Annotated in this window: 18 protein-coding genes; 10 read left to right on the forward strand and 8 right to left on the reverse strand. The window is 56.2% G+C overall.

Features of this window, described 5'->3' with window-relative positions:
• Nucleotides 1–54: 54 nt before the first annotated feature.
• Both HBH1_RS16295 and HBH1_RS16300 read left to right on the forward strand, forming a co-directional pair.
• Nucleotides 55–711 carry a 7-cyano-7-deazaguanine/7-aminomethyl-7-deazaguanine transporter gene (locus tag HBH1_RS16295; protein WP_102663579.1) on the forward strand — a complete coding sequence of 219 codons (657 nt, stop codon included), beginning with the start codon at nucleotides 55–57 and terminating at the stop codon, nucleotides 709–711.
• A 92-nt stretch (nucleotides 712–803) separates the two neighbouring features.
• Nucleotides 804–1,961, forward strand: coding sequence for an MFS transporter (locus HBH1_RS16300; RefSeq protein ID WP_102663580.1), 1,158 nt, complete (start codon nucleotides 804–806; stop codon nucleotides 1,959–1,961).
• 69 nt (nucleotides 1,962–2,030) lie between these two features.
• On the opposite strand, the gene argE is transcribed toward HBH1_RS16300, so the two are convergent.
• Nucleotides 2,031–3,233 carry an acetylornithine deacetylase gene (gene argE / locus HBH1_RS16305; protein WP_102663581.1) on the reverse strand — a complete coding sequence of 401 codons (1,203 nt, stop codon included), beginning with the start codon at nucleotides 3,231–3,233 and terminating at the stop codon, nucleotides 2,031–2,033.
• 483 nt (nucleotides 3,234–3,716) lie between these two features.
• Here argE and HBH1_RS16310 point away from each other — a divergent pair, with 483 nt between their 5' ends.
• Complete coding sequence (locus HBH1_RS16310) at nucleotides 3,717–4,187, forward strand: response regulator (protein ID WP_102663582.1); 471 nt, start codon at nucleotides 3,717–3,719, stop codon at nucleotides 4,185–4,187.
• A 96-nt stretch (nucleotides 4,188–4,283) separates the two neighbouring features.
• Here the strand turns inward: HBH1_RS16310 and HBH1_RS16315 are convergent, their stop codons facing one another.
• A complete protein-coding gene (locus tag HBH1_RS16315) occupies nucleotides 4,284–4,526 on the reverse strand; it encodes a hypothetical protein (protein ID WP_102663583.1) in 243 nt (80 codons plus the stop codon).
• A gap of 331 nt (nucleotides 4,527–4,857) precedes the next feature.
• Between HBH1_RS16315 and HBH1_RS16320 the strand changes: the two genes are divergently transcribed.
• The gene (locus tag HBH1_RS16320) at nucleotides 4,858–5,931 is read left to right on the forward strand and encodes an acyltransferase family protein (RefSeq protein ID WP_102663584.1); all 1,074 of its coding nucleotides are present in this window, start codon (nucleotides 4,858–4,860) and stop codon (nucleotides 5,929–5,931) included.
• 1,682 nt (nucleotides 5,932–7,613) lie between these two features.
• Here the strand turns inward: HBH1_RS16320 and HBH1_RS16335 are convergent.
• Both HBH1_RS16335 and HBH1_RS16340 read right to left on the reverse strand, forming a co-directional pair.
• Nucleotides 7,614–8,483: a Bpu10I family restriction endonuclease gene (locus HBH1_RS16335; RefSeq protein ID WP_102663587.1), complete on the reverse strand. Its 870-nt coding sequence runs from the start codon at nucleotides 8,481–8,483 to the stop codon at nucleotides 7,614–7,616.
• The gene (locus tag HBH1_RS16340) at nucleotides 8,464–9,675 is read right to left on the reverse strand and encodes a DNA cytosine methyltransferase (RefSeq protein ID WP_199181603.1); all 1,212 of its coding nucleotides are present in this window, start codon (nucleotides 9,673–9,675) and stop codon (nucleotides 8,464–8,466) included. Before HBH1_RS16340 ends, HBH1_RS16335 begins: the two co-directional genes overlap by 20 nt.
• Nucleotides 9,676–10,358: 683 nt before the next feature.
• Here HBH1_RS16340 and HBH1_RS16345 point away from each other — a divergent pair.
• Both HBH1_RS16345 and HBH1_RS16350 read left to right on the forward strand, forming a co-directional pair.
• Nucleotides 10,359–10,721 (forward strand): hypothetical protein, encoded by a 363-nt coding sequence (locus tag HBH1_RS16345; RefSeq protein WP_146012870.1) that lies wholly within the window; start codon nucleotides 10,359–10,361, stop codon nucleotides 10,719–10,721.
• 136 nt (nucleotides 10,722–10,857) lie between these two features.
• On the forward strand, nucleotides 10,858–11,079 hold the full coding sequence (locus HBH1_RS16350; protein WP_006464200.1) for a hypothetical protein: 222 nt from the start codon (nucleotides 10,858–10,860) through the stop codon (nucleotides 11,077–11,079).
• On the opposite strand, the gene HBH1_RS16355 is transcribed toward HBH1_RS16350, so the two are convergent.
• Together HBH1_RS16355 and HBH1_RS16360 are read right to left on the reverse strand one after the other, a co-directional pair.
• Nucleotides 11,066–11,509, reverse strand: coding sequence for a response regulator (locus HBH1_RS16355; RefSeq protein ID WP_102663590.1), 444 nt, complete (start codon nucleotides 11,507–11,509; stop codon nucleotides 11,066–11,068). The two genes, HBH1_RS16350 and HBH1_RS16355, sit on opposite strands and share 14 nt — an antisense overlap.
• A gap of 515 nt (nucleotides 11,510–12,024) precedes the next feature.
• The gene (locus tag HBH1_RS16360; RefSeq protein WP_039875902.1) at nucleotides 12,025–12,369 is read right to left on the reverse strand and encodes a hypothetical protein; all 345 of its coding nucleotides are present in this window, start codon (nucleotides 12,367–12,369) and stop codon (nucleotides 12,025–12,027) included.
• A gap of 591 nt (nucleotides 12,370–12,960) precedes the next feature.
• Here HBH1_RS16360 and HBH1_RS25110 point away from each other — a divergent pair.
• Nucleotides 12,961–13,188: a hypothetical protein gene (locus HBH1_RS25110; RefSeq protein WP_158243301.1), complete on the forward strand. Its 228-nt coding sequence runs from the start codon at nucleotides 12,961–12,963 to the stop codon at nucleotides 13,186–13,188.
• Between the two features lie 54 nt (nucleotides 13,189–13,242).
• On the opposite strand, the gene HBH1_RS16370 is transcribed toward HBH1_RS25110, so the two are convergent.
• Nucleotides 13,243–14,295 (reverse strand): phage portal protein, encoded by a 1,053-nt coding sequence (locus tag HBH1_RS16370; RefSeq protein ID WP_102663591.1) that lies wholly within the window; start codon nucleotides 14,293–14,295, stop codon nucleotides 13,243–13,245.
• The gene (locus tag HBH1_RS16375; protein ID WP_102663592.1) at nucleotides 14,295–16,076 is read right to left on the reverse strand and encodes a terminase ATPase subunit family protein; all 1,782 of its coding nucleotides are present in this window, start codon (nucleotides 16,074–16,076) and stop codon (nucleotides 14,295–14,297) included. Before HBH1_RS16375 ends, HBH1_RS16370 begins: the two co-directional genes overlap by 1 nt.
• A gap of 143 nt (nucleotides 16,077–16,219) precedes the next feature.
• Between HBH1_RS16375 and HBH1_RS16380 the strand changes: the two genes are divergently transcribed.
• From HBH1_RS16380 to gpM, 3 genes are read left to right on the forward strand one after another with little or no spacing between them, the layout of a single operon-like run.
• A complete protein-coding gene (locus HBH1_RS16380; protein WP_102663593.1) occupies nucleotides 16,220–17,062 on the forward strand; it encodes a GPO family capsid scaffolding protein in 843 nt (280 codons plus the stop codon).
• 51 nt (nucleotides 17,063–17,113) lie between these two features.
• Nucleotides 17,114–18,157, forward strand: coding sequence for a phage major capsid protein, P2 family (locus tag HBH1_RS16385; RefSeq protein ID WP_102663594.1), 1,044 nt, complete (start codon nucleotides 17,114–17,116; stop codon nucleotides 18,155–18,157).
• Complete coding sequence (gene gpM / locus HBH1_RS16390; protein WP_102663595.1) at nucleotides 18,157–18,876, forward strand: phage terminase small subunit; 720 nt, start codon at nucleotides 18,157–18,159, stop codon at nucleotides 18,874–18,876. The genes HBH1_RS16385 and gpM overlap by 1 nt, the downstream gene beginning before the upstream one ends.
• Nucleotides 18,877–18,931 lie beyond the last annotated feature (55 nt).

Below are 18,931 nucleotides of genomic sequence, written 5' to 3' on the forward strand. Positions count from 1 at the left end.
GGCCAGGCCTCTGTTCCATGGGTTCCCTCACCCCCATCCATCAAAAAGGTTCTGATGACGACTCTCGACTTGCGCCGCCACGCGGCCGTGCTGACCTGGCTTTCGCTGTTCCACCTGCTGGTGATCACTTCCAGCAATTACCTCGTGCAATTGCCGGTGTCCATTTTCGGGCTGCACACCACCTGGGGTGCGTTCAGCTTTCCCTTCATCTTCCTGGCCACCGACCTGACGGTTCGCTTCTTCGGCGCTACCCTGGCGCGTCGCATCATCTTCGCGGTGATGCTGCCGGCGCTGTTCATTTCCTACGGCATCTCGGCGCTGTTCTACATGGGCCAGTGGCAGGGTTTCGGCGCGCTGGCGCACTTCAACGTATTCGTCGCACGCATCGCGGCGGCCAGCTTCATGGCCTACGTGCTGGGCCAGGTACTGGACGTGCAGGTCTTCAACCGCCTGCGCGCCTCGCGCCACTGGTGGCTGGCGCCGTCGGTGTCGATGATCTTCGGCAATGCCAGCGATACCGTCGCCTTCTTCTCGATTGCCTTCTGGCGCAGCAGCGACCCCTTCATGGCCACGCACTGGGTGGAGATCGCGCTGGTCGATTACGGCTTCAAGATCGCCATCAGCCTGTTGTTCTTCCTGCCCGCCTACGGCGCACTGATGTCGGTGCTCAAGAGCTGGTTCGCCCGCCCGCTGGCGGCCGATCCGGCCTGAGTCCTGCAGGCGATCCCATAGGACGGTAAACTGGCGGCTTTGCGCGACCTCCACGTCGCGCCCTTCCTTCACCCCTCCCACCTGGAATGCGCATGAACTGGCCCCTGTTTGCCCTTGCTGTTGCCGCCTTCGGCATCGGCACCACCGAATTCGTCATCATGGGCCTGCTGCCCGACGTGGCACGCGACCTGGGCGTATCGGCGCCCGCAGCCGGCATGCTGGTGTCCGGCTATGCCCTGGGCGTGGCGGCCGGTGCGCCCATCCTGGCCATCCTCACGGCCAAGTGGCCGCGCAAGCAGGCGCTGGTGGGATTGATGTGCCTGTTCATCCTCGGCAACGTGCTGTGCGCGGTCGCCCCCAACTATGTGTTCCTGATGGTGGCCCGGGTGGTCACGGCCTTCTGCCACGCGGCCTTCTTCGGCATCGGCTCGGTGGTGGCGGCCGAGCTGGTCTCGCCGCAGAAGCGGGCGCAGGCAGTGGCGCTGATGTTCACCGGCCTGACGGTCGCCAATATCCTGGGCGTACCGCTGGGAACGGCCTTCGGCCACGCAGCCGGATGGCGTTCCACCTTCGGCGTGGTGACCGGCATCGGCGTGCTGGCCGCCATCATGCTGTGGACCATGCTGCCCAGGAAAATCCCCATGCAGGGTGGCAATATCTTCCAGGAGTTCCGCTCCATCATCGATACCCGGGTACAGCTGTCGCTGCTGACCTCGACGCTGGCCTCGATCAGCATGTTCAGCGTGATCACCTACATCGCCTACATCCTGCTGGACGTGACCGGCTTCACCACGCAACAGGAGAGCTGGGTGCTGCTGCTGTTCGGCGCCGGCATCACCGTCGGCGGCCTGGTCGGCGGCAAGCTGGCCGACTGGAAGCTGATGCCGGTCATGTGCGCCGTGTTCCTCTGCATCGCCATCGTGCTGGGCCTGTTCTCCTTCACGAGCCATTACAAGTGGCCCACGCTGGTCACCATGTTTGCCTGGGGTGCATTCGCCTTCGCGGTGGTGCCGGGCGCGCAGATCCGGGTGCTCGATACCGCCCGCGGCGCCCCCAATCTGGCTTCGACCCTGAACCAGGGTGCCTTCAACCTGGGCAATGCCACCGGTGCATGGGTGGGTGGCCTGGCGATCTCGGCCGGCCTGCCGCTGACCGACCTGCCCCTGATCGGCTCGGTCTTTGCCTTGCTGGGCCTGGCCACCGTGGCCTTCTCCGCCTCGCTGGACAAGCGCGTGCGCGCCGCCACCTGAGCACGCTCTCCACGCAAAAAAAGCGCTTGCCCACCGGGCCAAGCGCTTTTTTTCACCATGCCGGACAGTTCAGACCGGCGCCAGATGCGCTGAAGCGATGAAGTTGTCGAAGAAACTCTCGCAACGCGCCAGTTGTCCCAGCGTGACGAATTCATTGGGCTTGTGGGCATGGACGATGTCGCCCGGCCCGCAGATCACCGCCGGCATCCCGGCCTGGCCGAACAGGCCACCTTCGGTCCCGAAGCCCACCTTGCGCGCCCGCTCGCTGCCGAGAATGCGCAGCGCCGAGGTCACCAGGGGATCGTCGACCGGCGTACTCATGCCGGGATAGGCGGTCAGGGTCTCGAACTCGATACGCCCCTGCGCGCCCTCGATCTGCATCTGCGGCAGCACTTCCTGCTCGGCATAGCGCTTCACTTCGTCGAAGACCTCGGCCGGATCGATGCCCGGCAGGAAGCGGTGTTCGAAGACGAACTCGGCCTTGTCCGGGATGATATTGGGCGCATTGCCGCCATTGGACAGGGTGGTCACGATGGAGGAATACGGCACATCGAAGTCGTAGTCCTGCACCTCGGAGTTGCGCACCCGCAGGGCGATTTCACGAATCTTCAACTGCATCATCGCGGCGTAGTCGATGCTGTTGATGCCCAGATGCGGACAGGACGAATGCGCCGCATGCCCATGCACGCAGCAGCGGTAGGAACGCTTGCCCTTGTGCGCGATGACCGGCTGCATCATGGTCGGCTCGCCAATGATCACGCCAGTGGGCTTGATGTCATTCTGCTGCAGGTCGGCCAGCAGTTCGCGCACCCCCAGGCAGCCCACCTCTTCATCGTAGGAGAAGGAAAAGTGCAATGGCGTCTGCAGGCGGCCCTGATCGATGGCGGGCAGGCGTGCCAGGCAGACGGCGATGAAACCCTTCATGTCGCACGCGCCACGACCGAACAACTTGCCATCCGCGACGTGTGCCACAAAGGGATCGGTATCCCAGTTCTGCCCCTTCACAGGCACCACATCGGTATGCCCGGAAAAGACGGTCCCGAAGCGGCCAGGCCCGGCATCGCCAATGGTGGCGAAGAGGTTGGCCTTGCGCCGTTCGGCGTCGTAGGTCAGGCGGGTGACGGCGCCGTGGCGTTCGAGGTAATCGCGGACCCATTCGATCAGGCCCAGGTTGGATTCACGGCTAATGGTATTGAAACCGATGAGGGTCTTGAGGATACCCAGCGTCTGCTTCGTCGGTTCCGAAGCGGCTGTTTTCAATGCTGCGTTCATGATGATGTTTTGCCTGTTCAAATCCGGAACACCGGGCTGCCTGCAGGAAGGACAAGCGGCCTCCGGCGTCCCATTGAAATGCAGCAAGCCCCGTGCCACCACGGGCCGCCACTGGGCCGGCGCCCTGCTCACTGGAGCCGGGGCGTTTGCGCCACACCGCGCCTCCCATAGCATGGGACTGGCTTGATCGACGCTATCGTGAGGCGTCTCTGCTCGAAGCGGACAGCTTACACTGCAATCGCGGCCTTGGCTCGCCACCCGAGCACCCTCGCTTTCCTGCAAACCGGGAATCATGCGGCGCAGGTTGGCCAATGTCATCGCAGCGCCAGAGACGCCTCATCAGGAAAATCATGATATGAGTTTCCATTCATCTTTGTCAGACTGCAGTTGAAGTTAGACGCCAGGAGGAACGCCCGCAGAGGCAAGCATCATTCCTTGGCGCAGCAATGGTGATCAGGGTCACTTGCAGAGAAGGACAAGTCCATGAAACCGCCGATCATACTGATGATAGAGTCGAACGGCGAAGCAGTAGAGCTGGCGCGCTTTGCGCTCTGGCGCAACAATTTCCATTGCGTGCTGCAATGGTATGACGAAGCCGATGCCGCCATCGAGCGCCTGTTGTCGGGCGGCCGACGGGAAAGTGACCGCGTACTGCCGGGCATGATCTTCCTCGACCCGGCCATGATGGAAAACAATGGACTGGACTTCATCCTGGCCATGAAATCGGGGCGGACGACCCGCGCCGTACCCATCGTGGTCTTCCCGGACAGCGACTACCCGCCCGGGATGCCGGACCTGATCGAAGCCGGCGCCGTCGAATACCTGCTCAAACCCGAGACCAGCCAGCAATACATGGAAGTCGTGGTTGACCGCGCCCGCCGCTGGAGCAAGCGGCGCCGACGGCGCTCCGCCCCGACCTGCGGTGCCAGGGAAGATGATGCGCTCAAGTCCTGAGTCCGACCAAGGTAGAAACGAAAACGCCGTGACGAGGTATTGTCACGGCGTCCGTCTGGGCCAGGCCTGGATGCGTTAGTTGGCGCAGGGCGCTGCCTATTTCTTCACACGCGAACTGATGTGCGCATCGAAGTCACGCTGCGCCGCTTCCAGCTTCCTGAGGGCTTCCTGCCAGGGCCGGTAATCCTGCTCGGTCAACCACGAACCGCCGGGATTCTGCTTCCACTGTTCGAGCTTGACCGTCATCTGTTCATATTCCTCAAGCTGCGCCACCAGCAGCGCTTCCATCTGCGTCTTGAGCTCTTCGGCGCGGGTGATCCAGGGATCCTGTTCCGACATGGACATCTCTCTTTCGTGAAGAATGAAGGTTAAGGCATGCTAACACGAACATGAAACACCTCACTGCACGGGAAATGCATTCCGGGATTCTTTGCGTTACCGAATTCCAAAAGTCTGACTGGCCACCCGACCTCTGCTTTTGCTGAAGAGAGCAGTTCATCATCACTTCGACGGTGGTGCCGCAACCGCCTTTCTCGCATTGCAGCTCGCCATCAGATCAGGAAATGGAGTGATGACGTTTCAACCATCCGCTTGAAATACTGAAAGTAGCTTCACATCCAAGCTTCCACTATGATGTGCGCTTTATTGTCAGTCATCTTCATAGATTGCTATGCAAAAGCGAATAGAATTTTTGGACGGTCTGCGGGTGTTCGCTTTTGTCAGTGTCCTGATTGGTCACAAATTCTACGGACAGCTTGAACTAGCTTCAGCCAACCTTAACATCCACGCGACAATCCGCTTTGTGATCGATCTCATCCGGCCGTTGGCGTGGAGCGGTGGCGCCGGCGTCGTGGTCTTTTTCCTTGTTTCAGGCTACATCATCAGTCACGTATTACAGACTGAAAATACGCCAACATTCTTGATCAAGCGGATATTCCGCATTTATCCGCTTTATATGTTTGCAGTGCTGGCAGAAGTCGGAATGAGCCACTGGGTCGCACAGACTCCGTTCCCGCCCTATCCGGTCCTGCTGCAGCGCTTGTTGTTGATTGGCGACTTGTTTTCCACACCGTATGGTCTGGGGGGCGTCGAATGGACGCTCAGACTGGAGATGTCTTTTTATCTGCTCATGGGTTCGCTCCGCCCCCTCAATTTGCTCAAAGACACAACGCGCCTTCCCCTGATCTATTTCATTCTTACCTTGGCAATCCAACTGGCACCGGCATTTCCCCGGACAGGTGCGTTTACCGATGGTTACCTGACCTTATTCTTTCCCTTCCTGTTCATTGGCTCAAGCATCTATTTGATGGAGCATCAACTTGCAAGCCGGCCTGCCTGCTGGGGATATGTACTGTATGCGATCGTTTCCACCCTAGCGCTGTGGCCGGGCCTCAACCCTGCCAATAAAGATACCCACTTTCAGATTCTGGGCTTCCTGCTTTTTGCTTCCGTATGGGGCCTTCGAAATCATATCAAAGCATCATCAACCGTAACTTTGCTCTCAAACCTGACGTATTCCGTTTATCTGTTTCACAACTGGATCTGGGCCTATCTGCTGGCTGCGGTATCACGCTGGCATGCAATCCGCCCGGAGCACCGCTGGATGGCCATCCTGATGCTCTTGTTCCTGATCTGCCTGGCCACGCATTACACAGTGGAAAAATGGGGAGTCAAGCTTGGCGCAAATATCATCAAAAAGTTGAAGAGACTGCGAGACGCAGGACATTTTCAGAAGGTTGCGTGAGCGCTTTGTGACAGCGGCAAAGCCAAGCACCGAAACGGTGTCAAATAACACGCCGTGCGAATCATCGTTAGCCATGAGTTACCCACCGTGCAGATAAGATAGCCTGCAACTTATATCTTCATCAGACGCGAACTAACGGGCCGTCATCTCCTGCTTGGCACCCGGTCTGACAGTGTCATGTTGTGCGCCAGGATCTGGTCGATGGCGCCCCGACTCAGCTTGTCGGTCTTCCAGATGAAGATGGGACGGATCCGGTTGTCGTTGTTGTCTGCGATAGCGGGCGCGCCAGCAACAGAGGGATTTACGCGTTCAGTCATTTCGCAACCGCTACTCAGGATCAGCAGCGGGCATAGCAGCAATCACGTTTTGCGTGTTTTCTGGTTCTCCTGCGGCCTGGGTGGCCTTCCCGGCGACGGTTCCATTATCTCCATGAGCTTATGAGCGATCCATGCATTCACGGCCCATTCCTCAGCCGGAACGCCACCCCAACGCTGCGATTTCAAACATTATTCTTGGATGAGAGAAAGAAATATAGATATTTCTGTCTTGTGAAAAATGCCATTCAATTACACCGGCGGCCCCACTGTATTCGCGCGGAGCTATGCCTCCAGCTTGGGTTACCCGGATCATAAGTTCTATCCGGGCATCGTCACTCCATAGCTTGTACTGAAGGATCGCACTGGGTGCGCTTGTAGGAATTAGATCACTGAGACTTACACCTATTGGCTTAGTCCACTGCGGAGGCAGTCGATTGCCGACCGCCTCCCCTGGCCTACCGTTTAGGCGCGTCGAAACAATTCCGTTACGAATTAGAACTTCCAGTTTGAGGGTAAGGAAACCGTAGCTTTTACCATCCTTTGTTTCCACGGTTCGATGAGCGTCATCCGCGTAGCCATATACCGCATCCTTTGCGACGAATACTATCGACTTGGTTCGGCAGTTGGCCAATCGGATCTTATTTCCATCCGGAAACCCCATTATTTCCCAATCATCGTCGACTGGGGGCAACTCGACATCCGCTGAGTCGAAGTAGCGCGCAGGTGGGTGCAATCTAACTATCTTATTCAAATTCTGCCTAATGAAATGTGGCCAATTCATCCCGTGTCCCTTATAAGATCGGCTGATTCGCTGTTGCTGTCATACCCACGCTCACAGCATTCTCAGCGATTTTCCGATGCCCGTCACTTTAGAAGCCGACAGTTATTAGAGGAGGTCGTTGGGTCCGTTCGTCGAGCACACCGACGTCCGATAAGCGCAGATTTTGTAGCCATTGAAGAAAGCAGCGAGATGCCTGCAGTTCCGAGAATTCCTCTTTCGTGGTCACGAAATAATGGCAATCGATAACGCGGCGCATTTGGCTTTCTCAATTATCAGTCTCTTCGATCAATTGCTCTGCCCGGTGGTACTTATCGACGCAGGCGTTGAGGTCCCGCACGATGTCACATCCGAGGGGCTTTGATCTGAGGCATAAGGTGGCTCACATGGTAAGCACACCGCCCGAAAAGCAAAAAACCGCTATCGGCTTTCGCTGATAACGGCTTTCTGGTATTTGGTTGCGGGGGCAGGATTTGTTATTCAGAAACAACGCATAAAGCTGACATAAAACTTCTGCGCCTCGCCTAGAGACATCATCCCCACGTTTTCGCTGCTCTGGGCTTATGGCAATTTACCAAAGTTGTGCATCAAAGCAAAAATCCTCGCTGGAGACCATGCGAGACCCCACCTTCCCAGGACCTCGTCAAGAAACTACGAACATCATTAAACAGCTGCATTACAACGTCCTCATAAACAGGATTTTTTACATATCCTTCTCGATAGCGATACTCCCGATCCGTGTTTTTTTGCTTACGAAGAACATAAATCTGATCAATCTTAAATTTTCTAAGATTCACGGCTTCGGTCAGCTTCAACCACTCCGCGACGACCAGGTATAGCGCATTTGGATTCCGATGTTTAATGATTTCTGACGCCGTAGATGCATCTTGCAACATAGTCTTATCAAGATATGTTTTGCATTCAACAGCCACAGCCGGCAAGTCCCAGGTTTCGAATTCTCGCTGAGGCTGGCCTGCGGCGCGAAAAGACGCATCTATATGAACACCAATAGCAAAGTCATGATCCTTCCGTTCCACAAGAATCTGAGGCGTCACAAGCATCTCTTGAAAGCTATTTGCTGTGAAAAATAGGTCTTTAAATGTATGAGACTTCCCGATCATCGCAGAATTTGAAATGGATTCGACAAGATCCCTAAAAAGGTAATACATAAACTCTTCAAGAACAGAAGAATGCAGGTTCGAACGAGAATCGAATTTTTCAGCGTAATGTTGTTGATCAATGAAATCTTTATATTCATTAAACAACGCTACTCTTCGATTAATAATCTCCATATCTCGTTCATCGGGATCACGGACGGGACCGCGTAAGCTCAAATTGGCTGCCTTCCAATCTTCGTACTTTGCGCGAATCTCCCGAAGGAAGCGGCAGGACTCATCATCACGGTATTTTGTTAAATGATTTTCTTTCTGTTGCAGATTATTTCCGTGAACGTACATCCGATGCCTCTTTATGTTCTTTGAGTTGAGATAGGAGATTATTTGCCACAGCACGGGCTAACAACGGGGGAACCGCGTTCCCGATTTGATTGTACTGACAAAGAAATTTTTCTTCTTCGCGCCCTTCTCTGGCTAAAAGCTTGTGACTAACGACGGTTGGCTTCCCCAAAAATCGGAAGTTATCCGGGAAGGACTGAATTCTAGCCCCTTCGCGAGCCGTAAAATTTCGATGCTGATACGGATGTACAAAATTTGCATAGAAAGATGCGGGCACCGTATGGCAAGGACGATGAGGATACATTCGACGATTATTTTGATCAAAAACTGCTGTCGCCATCTCCGTAGTGTTGCGTTTTCTAGGCTTTAAATGATCTGGAACGTCATTACCAGACTGCCCCCATTCCATATGAGAAAAACGCTCCACCATTCGGGGCGTGTGATTCATTGCTTTGTGATTGAAAAGAATTTCAGAGCCTTGCCGTAACATCCGCTGGTAGTCCGTCTGAGGAGAAGATGTATATGCCGATTGCTCTCCCCCCTCGCTGGCGCGTAGCTCGGGAAGGTCCGATATGGCATCCCAAAGTGTTGGACAGGATGGTAAAGGCTTGTCAAATAAATCCCCATCAACATTCGCTGCGCGTAAAACGTGGGTCGGCTCAGGAAATGGCCTATCAAGGGAAAATACGGAAGCGATAACAAACAAGCGTGAACGTGTCTGGGGCACGCCGAAATCAGTAGCCTGCAATACCTTAGAGTAAACGTGGTAGCCCAACTCCCTTAGGGAGTCGGAAATGATCTCAATTACAGGCCTGCCTTCACTCGTTTTTGCGGCAAGAAGGTTAGGAACATTTTCCATAACCATGAATGTGGGTGAAAACAGTCGACCGATACGAACGAACTCTTTGAATAGTGAATTTCTAGGGTCTTTAGGATCTCCAGAATTTCGATTGGCTATTGAGAAACCTTGGCAGGGAGGGCCGCCTACAACGATGTTGGGAGAAAGCTCTCCAAACATGGAAATGAATTCGTCATCGGACACCGCCGATATATCTGCTTTCATCACTACTGCGCTGGGATGATTATGTTTGAACGTGTCAGTTGCCCAACCGTCTATTTCGACAGCACCAACTACATCACAGCCAGCCATCTCAAATCCCAAACTAAACCCGCCGGCACCTGCAAAGGTATCCAAGACACGGAGTTTCGTTTCGAGGTGAGGTTTGGTCATATTAGTCCCATTGTTACTTAGCAAAAATTCAGCGGACGATTATCTCCGATTCCTTACTCATTTGCTTGTTGCTGTCGCGAAAAGATGTCATTTTGAAAATACTTTTCTCCGAAGCACTAGGCATTACATGCCTTTCCCCCCCTTGGATAAAAAGTCCGATAGATGCGTCAAAATGCGTCAGATTGGATCTCCGTCGGACGGGTCACGTGGTCAGGCTTGGCGGGCTCCTCCGCCTAACGCAAATTTGTGTCAAAACTGACCCATGTAGCGGGCAGGCGCGGGGTGGGGGCAACCGCGCGCGCAGGGCCAAGAAAGTGAATTATACTGTTCATACGTACAGTATAATTTCTCCAACCGCCATTCATTGTTGTCAATATGTCATTCCCCACTTATCCCGCGCCAATCCCGCCAGGGAGCCCTGTCCAGCCCGCCTCGCCCATTCAGTTCGCCGGCGAGCCGCTGGCTCTGCACATCTCGCACAAGCCGCATGTCGGCTTCCCCAGTCCGGCCGCCGACTACAAGCGATTCGACCAAGACACCGTACGCCTTCGCCAGCGCTACCGGTACTCATCGCTGGGCGGCACGCTTGAGCACGTGACGTCGCATTACAAAACGGATGAGGCGGCGCTGCCGCACGTGGGATGAGCATGCAAGTGACCGTTTATCAGATGCGCCGGAACGGCGTAGAGATCCCCGGCGAGCTGTTAGGCGATGAGGCGCGCAATATTGGTGAGCTGCGCTTGGGGGTGTTCCACGATGGAGAACGACGCCGGCCAACCAAGGCGGCGCGACTTCAGCGGGACAATGGTGACGTGATCATGGAGCTGGTTGATGTCCATGTCGATGCTATCAAAGCGTCGCGCATGGTGATCAAGGGCATCGAGCGACGGAAAACAGATCGTGGCGTGGCGGAGTTTGCGCAGGCCTGGCTATGCGTGCAGGCAGGAGGACCACTGCTGGAGACATCAAGAGAGAAGTTCTTCAAAAGCAGCGGCGGGACACAACATTAGGCATAATGGTTTGGCTCGTTGTCGAGCTTTTCTTCAGCTTCTATATCGGCTGCGCATACAACAAAAATAAAAAATGTGCGCACCAGGCTCCGTTACAAAGCAGCACAGCTCATCAACAGCGTGACTTAGGAAAGCAATGGAAACATCCCTTACCTTTGGCTTCGCCTACAGGGGATTCGATATCACCATCATCGGATACGAGATCGATGGCGGTTGGCGAATGGCCCTTGAACTGCGCAAAGGAGAAGAGGTTGAGATTATCCGGGACACTGCCAATGTTTATCCTGACTTCAACAGCCTGCGTAGTATGGCAATCTGGGCTGCGCATCTGAAAATTAAGAGCCTCACAGACGCGTGAAGTCATCTCTAGCCTGCAAGATCGGAGACTCGGATTGAACTGCATCACCGCTTTGTGCTATTTGCACGGTTTCCACAGTTGAAATCAGAAGCGGCAGCGGGCATGGTTTAACTAATAGCGCATCAAAAATCTGCCGAGCTTGCCAAGAGTTTGGCAGTGGCGTCGCGCTGAGTAAGACGATAGGAATAGCTGAAAGCTGCGTATTATTTTTTACCTTACTCGCGAATTCCAGTCCGTCCATTACGGGCATGCGTAGATCGGTCAGCACAACATTCACCACCACATCGGGACACAACAGCATGGCATATGCTTCGGCACCATTTGACGCTTCTAACACTCGGTAGCCTCTCTCGGAGAAAATCTCCGCAAAGATGCTGCGCACATTCGAATCGTCCTCAGCGATTAGTAGACTACGTTGTCTCCCGTGCATGATGTCAACCCTCCGCTCCTGGCTATATGCCCGTTAAGGGTTTTATTGGCTGAACCTATTATGGACCTACCCGACCACAGTTTCATGTCAAAAGTCCCGCAAAATGGGAATTTCAATTAAGTAAATACCGCTAAAAACTACGTCAAATCGAGGACATATGAGTTATGCAACATCTAAAATTCTCGCATCAAGAGAAAATTATGGACGCCCTATTTTGCTGGGCACCGATGACACGCTCGTAAAGGTCCCGACAATTTAAATTGCAAATCGCAGCGCCGACTCGACCTTTTCGATACAAAAGTTACGGATAACGGGAAGGAAGGTTATTCCATGAGTTGCTGGGGAAAACGCTATGTGTTTCTTCGAAATGGTGCCGGCTAATATTGAGATGAAACGAGCTCTGCTTGTACAAAGGCGTTAGACTTTGGATAAGAAATTTGGCGCATGAACTCGCTTTTGTACAAGCGTCCGGCCACACTTAATTGCCAGATATAAAAAAAATCGACACCACCAGGCTAATGAAAGCCAAAACTACTATTGCCTTTCTTTGGCGAAGAAGGGGCTAGCTCGTGGTCTTCGATGAAGAGCAAAAATTCAACGTGCAGCTTCATTGTCGTGAGTAGTTTAGAAAATCGGTGATCAGCTGAAGTGCAATCCTCAAGGGGATGCTTTTCAAGATTATCAAAGATTGCGCGAATATCGGCCGCTTCAGCGCCGGCCGCATGCATTTCGATTAAGCACTTTCTCACCTGTACTCTTATCAAATCACCGACGATTTGCCCTTGATCCGCCTTCTTCCCAATCTCCCGTATTACCAATGCATATCGCCCGACTATCTCCTTCAACATAACCTCAGACATTTCTTCTCCAATTTATTCTGTGCATTATTCACCAAGGCGAACAGAGATCATCTGCTGCAGATTGGAGAAACATGGTTCTAGATGTTGCGGCGCTCAGGAAATAAGTTTCCCCGATCCGTTGGCGGGCCCATCCTAGAACCAGAATTCAAGAACCTTTCACTTACTCAGAAAAAGCCTATGAAGAAAAGGCTGAATATGAAGATGGTCAGCCCTGACCAAGCTATCAGCACCCCGCACATCTTATTGCTATTCAACATGCAAAACTTGACCACATAGCACTGCACAACAAAAAGCGCGGGATAGGCTGCACTCACGAAAAATAGTCGTACCGGAAGAGAATTCTCCAGGTGAGATGAAAGCTTGTTGATGTTTGCGACTAGGCCCAAAAATGTCGCAGTAGGACCCAAGACAAAGGCACAGAAAATCACAGGCAATGCTGATGCTATGAGTCCTCCTTTGGCACATCTTTCGAAAATCTTCTTATTGTTCAAATCCGTTCCAAGCCAAGAGAATAGACGTACTGGCTAGGCGTGAAAAGAACGTGTTGACTCAACGTACGAGCGCCCTCCAAGCATCAGCCTAGAATTCCGCATGATGCAAGCACAACAGTTCGGTGGGTATCAGGAATTTCCTTACTTTGCGGCAGCCATCATCTCAATTCCTATTTCCCCTGAATCTTCCATGCTCTTTCCTGCCGCTCGAAGTCGTCACGACAGTCGTGGTTGCAAAAAAATAGATCAGTCGCCACTATTTCGGCGCAAAAATGGCAACGGCGATCCGGTATCAGTGACGGTGCGCGTCGGGCTGCTGCGAGACTAGCCGCGATAGTGCTGTATATCGTGTTGTCAGCGTTATCCGCGTAATCGCTCATGCTTATTTCCCCTCATTGGTAGGAAGTTGATAGGAGCGGAAACGGACCACCTCCTGGCCGGCCCACTCGTTCAAGGAAAGGAACTGGGCTTGCAGCGGCTCAATCTCATTGCAGCCGAATACGGCGGCGGCCTTAGTCACATCGCCGAAGCCGCCGGTGTTGTTGGGCATGGTGCCGAGCAGTTGCGGAGGCACCCGGTGTGCGGCCAGCACGTCGTCGCGCGTGCAGTTCTTGATGTTGAAAAATTCGTCCTTGGCCGCGATCTCGGAAACCGGCAGGATCTGCAAACCGTCCTTCTTTCCGCCAGGTGCATACACAAACAGGTTGCGGAAATTTCCAGGCCCTTTGCTGTTGCGCATCGCCTCGCGCAGCTTGTCCACGTCGTTGACGTTGCTAGCCGTGTCGGTCATGTAGAGGATGAAGCCGGCATGCGAGCCGTTGAGGTAGTAGCGACGGCGGAAGAGCGTGGCCGACTCATTGAGCCAGGCAGATTGCAGCGCGCTCACGTACTGCGGCACCCCATACACCTCCTGGTTGATATCTGGGGCCTGCAGGTGCCAGATGCCGTCCCGCTCGAATTCGTAGGTATCCCGCCAGCCGTTGACGAAGAAGTAGCGGCCTTGCTCTACCCCGACGCGCGTGTATTTGGCCAATGCCGGCTTGAGGTTCAAGAGCTTGCCCGTCATGCTCTCGCGCCGCTCGGCGTAGCAGTTGCCGAACAACAGGAAGTCCAGCGCCAGGCGAGTGAAGTCTCCCCGAGACAAGACGGCGGATGGCTGGAAGGTGGAGGCCAGGATATTGACCTTGCACCAGATCGCACTGGCGTGGTGGACACTGGCATTGAGAGACTTGGCCAGGCCGGCCATGCTCAAGGGAGGTTCGTACCAGTCGCCATTACGGTAGCACTCGACGTCCGCCAGCATGTCACGGCCTTCCAGCACGGGCGAAGGATCGCCGAAAGAGAACGCTTCAACGGATGGCGCCGGCGGCGCTTCGACCTTGGCCGCCAGCGTGTTGTCGGATGCAGCCGCGCGGCGGCGTGCTCGGTGTTTCATTAGAAGAACTCCATGGAGGAAGTGTTGTTGGCGGTGGTGCCTTCGAACGGCTCGTAGTCGAGGGCATGCATGACTGACCAGGCCAAGTCAGCGTGGCCAGTTTCTTCGGAACGGCCGGCGTCATAGGTGACCGCGCGCCCGCTGGGGGTGAGGATTTTGCGAATGGCCATGAAGGACTGCGCGATGTCGGTCCAGCCGGCATCGAATTGCAGGCGACCGCTGCGGATGATGTTCTGTGCCTTCAACACCATGCGCGTTTTGACTTCCGGCGAGTAGCTGATAGCGGTCACGCCCGGGAAGAACTGTTTCACCAGGGGATAGACGCCCACGCCCATGCCGGTGGTGTCGATGCCGATGTACTGGACGTTGTAGCGGCCGCACATTTCCTTGATGAGAGCGGCTTGCTCCGAAAAGTCTTTGCCGCGCCACTGGTGGCGCTCCAAGATGCGGAAGTTACCGCCGGGGACCAGCGGTGGCGCAATTACCGAGCAGCCGGCGCTGTCGCCCGTCAGCGAAGGGTCGTAGCCAATCCACACCGGCCGGTGGCCGAAGGGGCGTGCCGTAAACGGCTTATAGTCGTCCCAATCCACCCACGAATCGACCATGCCGCGCTGCAGATCCGCCAGGGGGAACACCGACGCAGAATCGTCGATGAAATTACACATCAAGAGGTTGTCGAACTGGTCCGGCGAATATTCGAAATCGCGCAGCTCGTCGATGTCGAACAGATCGCAGCCACCGGCCGCAGCGTCCATGATCGTGACGATCTGGCGCCAGATTTTGTCCTCGCCCGTGAAACCCGACGACAGCCGCTTATGGCTGACATCGATATTCACCTTGTCGCCCTTAGCGCGGCGCTTGTTGAACGCCTCGCCGGTCCAGAACGGATAAGCCTGGTGCGTGGTCGCCGAGGGCGTCGAGAAGTAGGTTTTACGCCACTTCTTGTGCAAGGCCATGCCGGACGCGACCTTGTTCAGCTCGGTGAAATTGTGCGTCCAGAAGAATTCATCGAAATAGAAGTTGCCGTGATAGCCCTGCGCGGTTCGTGCATTCGTGCCGAGGAAATACAGGTGCGCGCCGTTCGGCAGAACGATAGGATCGCCCGACAGCTCCACGCCGCATGCATCCTTCGCAAACTGGATGATGTACTGCTTGAAAACATGCGCCTGTGACTTCGAGGCCGAGAGAAAAATCTGATTGCGCCCGGTCTGGATCGCATCAATCAGCGCCTCGCGCGCGAAGTACCAGGTCGCGCCGATCTGGCGCGACTTCAGAATGATGCGCGTGCGCTCGCTGCCGTTTCGATACCAGACCTTTTGATAATCGAAGAGCGAATCATTGAAGGCCTCGACGATGCGCTGCTGCGCCTCATCGCTGAACTCGTTGCGCACCGGCTTTTTCTTCGGTCCGGCATTGCGATTTGCGATCTTGGGATTGAGGTCAGTCTCATTGCCTCCCGGCTGCTCATAGCGGCGCACGCGCGCTGCCTGCACAAGCTGGCGCATCAGCGCGTCGAGTTCCTTGTACTCGCCATTGCCCTTTACTTCCTTGGCGATCAGTTGCACTATGCGCGCTTCAAGCGCAATCTCTACGCGCTCAAGGCGCGAGACCTTTTCCCATTCATCGCGGTGCTTCCAGCTATTGACCGTGGAACGCTTAATCTTCAGGTGGCGCGCAATCGACGAGATGCGCCAGCCCTCGAAATACAGGCGGCGCGCGACCTGTCGAGGCTCGGCCGCCTGGTCGATGCTGTCCTTGATGTCTTCTGGAATTTCTAACATGCCGCAAGCGTAGGCGGCGCGCGCGCGTAGCGGGGACTTTGCCGAGTCGCTATCCCCCTTATCAACCCTCACTTGATTGATGCATTTCGCCCATCGGCAGAAGATGACGTTATCCGATCAACCGATAACGAGCGCGAAATCTCATGGCAACCAAGAGCAAATTTTTCCGCGTCGCGACCGAGGGCGCGACCACCGACGGCCGCAGCATCAGCCGCGAGCAAATCCAGCAAATGGCCGACAGCTACAACGTGAAAACCTACGGCGCTCGCGTGTGGGTTGAACACCTGCGCAGTCTGCTGCCTGATGGCCCGTTCAAGGCCTATGGCGACGTGCTGTCGCTGAAGGCCGAAGAGGTCGACACCGAAAGCGGTAAGCGCTTGGCGCTGTTCGCACAGATCGAGCCGACGCCCGCCCTGATCGCCATGAACAAGGACCGTCAGAAGATCTACACCAGCATCGAGCTGGCCGATAAGTTCGCCGACACCGGCAGTTCCTATCTGGTCGGCCTGGCCGTGACCGACAGTCCGGCCAGCCTGGGTACCGAGATTCTGCAGTTCTCGGCCACCAATCCGAAGGTCTCGCCTTTCACTCCCCGCAAGCTGAAGCCGGAGAACCTGTTCTCCGAGGCCATCGAGGCCAATATCGAATTCGAGGAAGACGGCCCCAGCGTGGCCGAGACCATCAAGCAACTGTTCAGCCGCATTGGTGGTGGTGAGAAGAAAGCCGATGCCCAGCATGCCGACGTGGTGGCCGCTATGACCGCCGTTGCCGAAAAGGTGGGCGAGTTCGCGCAAGAGGCCGCGCAGGCCGGCAAGATCGCTGCCGAAGCCGTGTCGCGCCTGGAGAAGCTGGAAAAGCGCGTCGGCGATGAATCGACCACCGCCGAGCAGTTCCGCCAGACCATCAACCTGACCGACAAGAGCAACCTGCAGCGCCCGCCGGCCACCGGCGGCGGCAACAGCGGCACCGTGCAGACCGAGTTCTAAGCTGTCGGCCGACCAAGTACACCATTTCCGCATTTCACTGGAGCAGAACACATGAAGAATCAGACCCGCGCCGCCTATAACGCCTACACTTCGCGCCTGGCGACGCTCAACGATGTCGCCGGCGGCGCCGTCCACTCCACCTTCTCGGTGGACCCGAGCGTGCAGCAGAAGCTCGAAGACAAAATGCAGGAATCGTCCGAATTCCTGGGCAGCATCAACATCATCGGCGTCGATGAGCTGGAAGGCGAGAAAATCGGCCTGGGCGTATCCGGCCCCATCGCCAGCCGTACCGACACGCGCGGTGACAAGCGCCGCAGCACCCGGGATGCGTCGGCCATGACCAACACCCGTTATCGCTGCGAGAAGACCAACTTCGATACTCACATCACCTATGCCAAGTTGGATGCCTGGGCCAAGTTCCAAGACTTCCAGACCCGTGTGGCCAATGCGATTCTGAAGCGCCAGGCGCTGGACCGCATCATGATCGGTTTCAACGGCGTGAAGGTCGCGGCCGATACCAACCTGGCGCAGTATCCGCTGCTGCAGGACGTCAATAAGGGCTGGCTGCAGCAGATCCGCGAGAACTCGCCCCAGCGCGTCCTGGGCCTGGTCGGCCAGGACCTGCCGGGCAAGGTGGTCATTGGCAGTGGCGCAGGCGCGGACTACGCGAACCTCGACGCTGCCGTGTATGACGCGGTGACCAATCTGGACCCGTGGTATCAGGACGATACCGGCCTGGTGGTGATCGTCGGTCGCGAGCTGCTGCACGACAAGTATTTCCCGCTGATCAACAAGGAAAAGGCGCCGACCGAGACCCTGGCCGCTGACGTCATCATCAGCCAGAAGCGCATCGGCGGACTGCCGGCGGTGCGCGTGCCGTCCTTCCCGGCCAATGCCATGCTGATCACCCGCCTGGACAATCTGTCGATCTACTTCCAGAACGGTGGCCGCCGCCGTCGCGTGGTCGACGAACCCAAGGCCGACCGCATCGAAAACTACGAATCGTCGAACGACGCCTATGTGATCGAGGATGAAGGCCTGGCCACGCTGGTTGAAAACGTGGTGCTGCAGGATGCGGCAGCAGGCGGCGCCTGATGTCCCGCCTGTCTCCCGCCGCGCGCCACCGTGAGCGCATGCTCGGCAAGCTGGCAGCGTCCGCCGGCGAGCCGGGCGGCGTGACCACCGGCAGCGCCTATGAGCTGATGTTGATGAAGCTCCACGAAGACCGGCGCACGCTGTCCAACATCCAATCGATCGAACGCAAGATCGAAATGAAGGCCACCATGCTGCCGGCCTATCAAGACTGGATTGATGGCGTGCTGTCCGCCGGGCGCGGTGCTCAGGACGAAGTGCTGGCCAATGTGCTGGTGTGGCACATCGATGTGGGCGACTACGAACGCGCCCTGCAGATCGCAGGCTATGCCATGGAACACCAGTTCATGCTGCCAGATCGCTACAACCGGACCTTACCCACGCTGCTGCAGGACGATTTCGCAGGCGCGAGTCTGGGCGGCCGGCTGAAGGACGAGCCTGCACGGGCGGCCGATATCCTCCAGCAGGTCCTGGCCATGACGGGCAATGCCGATACGCCCGACCAGGCGCGCGCCAAGGTGCATAAGGCGCTCGGCCTGGCCCTGCTGGAGCTGGTCAATCAGGTGGACGCCGAGAACGTAACAGCCGCCTCGGCAGACCATGCCACGGCGGCACTGCAGCACCTCACCCGCGCATGTGAGCTGCACCAGGCGGCCGGCGTCAAGAAGGACATCGAGCGGCTGGAACGGCGACTGAAGAAGTTTGCCGAGCCGGCCAAGTAAAGAGCACCCCACGGCGCAGGGCGGCCCGGGAGGGAAGCGGCATTGTCCGTCGGAT

The organism is Herbaspirillum sp. BH-1, assembly GCF_002870055.1.
GTDB classification, from domain to species: domain Bacteria; phylum Pseudomonadota; class Gammaproteobacteria; order Burkholderiales; family Burkholderiaceae_D; genus Herbaspirillum; species Herbaspirillum frisingense.

What these genes read in the sequence shown, in the direction of transcription:
- HBH1_RS16295 (WP_102663579.1), top strand. Translation starts at nt 55, where the DNA reads ATGACGACTCTCGACTTGCGCCGCCACGCGGCCGTGCTGACCTGGCTT.
- HBH1_RS16300 (WP_102663580.1), top strand. Translation starts at nt 804, where the DNA reads ATGAACTGGCCCCTGTTTGCCCTTGCTGTTGCCGCCTTCGGCATCGGC.
- argE (WP_102663581.1), bottom strand. Translation starts at nt 3,233, where the DNA reads ATGAACGCAGCATTGAAAACAGCCGCTTCGGAACCGACGAAGCAGACG.
- HBH1_RS16310 (WP_102663582.1), top strand. Translation starts at nt 3,717, where the DNA reads ATGAAACCGCCGATCATACTGATGATAGAGTCGAACGGCGAAGCAGTA.
- HBH1_RS16315 (WP_102663583.1), bottom strand. Translation starts at nt 4,526, where the DNA reads ATGTCGGAACAGGATCCCTGGATCACCCGCGCCGAAGAGCTCAAGACG.
- HBH1_RS16320 (WP_102663584.1), top strand. Translation starts at nt 4,858, where the DNA reads ATGCAAAAGCGAATAGAATTTTTGGACGGTCTGCGGGTGTTCGCTTTT.
- HBH1_RS16335 (WP_102663587.1), bottom strand. Translation starts at nt 8,483, where the DNA reads ATGTACGTTCACGGAAATAATCTGCAACAGAAAGAAAATCATTTAACA.
- HBH1_RS16345 (WP_146012870.1), top strand. Translation starts at nt 10,359, where the DNA reads ATGCAAGTGACCGTTTATCAGATGCGCCGGAACGGCGTAGAGATCCCC.
- HBH1_RS16350 (WP_006464200.1), top strand. Translation starts at nt 10,858, where the DNA reads ATGGAAACATCCCTTACCTTTGGCTTCGCCTACAGGGGATTCGATATC.
- HBH1_RS16355 (WP_102663590.1), bottom strand. Translation starts at nt 11,509, where the DNA reads ATGCACGGGAGACAACGTAGTCTACTAATCGCTGAGGACGATTCGAAT.
- HBH1_RS16360 (WP_039875902.1), bottom strand. Translation starts at nt 12,369, where the DNA reads ATGTCTGAGGTTATGTTGAAGGAGATAGTCGGGCGATATGCATTGGTA.
- HBH1_RS25110 (WP_158243301.1), top strand. Translation starts at nt 12,961, where the DNA reads ATGATGCAAGCACAACAGTTCGGTGGGTATCAGGAATTTCCTTACTTT.
- HBH1_RS16370 (WP_102663591.1), bottom strand. Translation starts at nt 14,295, where the DNA reads ATGAAACACCGAGCACGCCGCCGCGCGGCTGCATCCGACAACACGCTG.
- HBH1_RS16375 (WP_102663592.1), bottom strand. Translation starts at nt 16,076, where the DNA reads ATGTTAGAAATTCCAGAAGACATCAAGGACAGCATCGACCAGGCGGCC.
- HBH1_RS16380 (WP_102663593.1), top strand. Translation starts at nt 16,220, where the DNA reads ATGGCAACCAAGAGCAAATTTTTCCGCGTCGCGACCGAGGGCGCGACC.
- HBH1_RS16385 (WP_102663594.1), top strand. Translation starts at nt 17,114, where the DNA reads ATGAAGAATCAGACCCGCGCCGCCTATAACGCCTACACTTCGCGCCTG.
- gpM (WP_102663595.1), top strand. Translation starts at nt 18,157, where the DNA reads ATGTCCCGCCTGTCTCCCGCCGCGCGCCACCGTGAGCGCATGCTCGGC.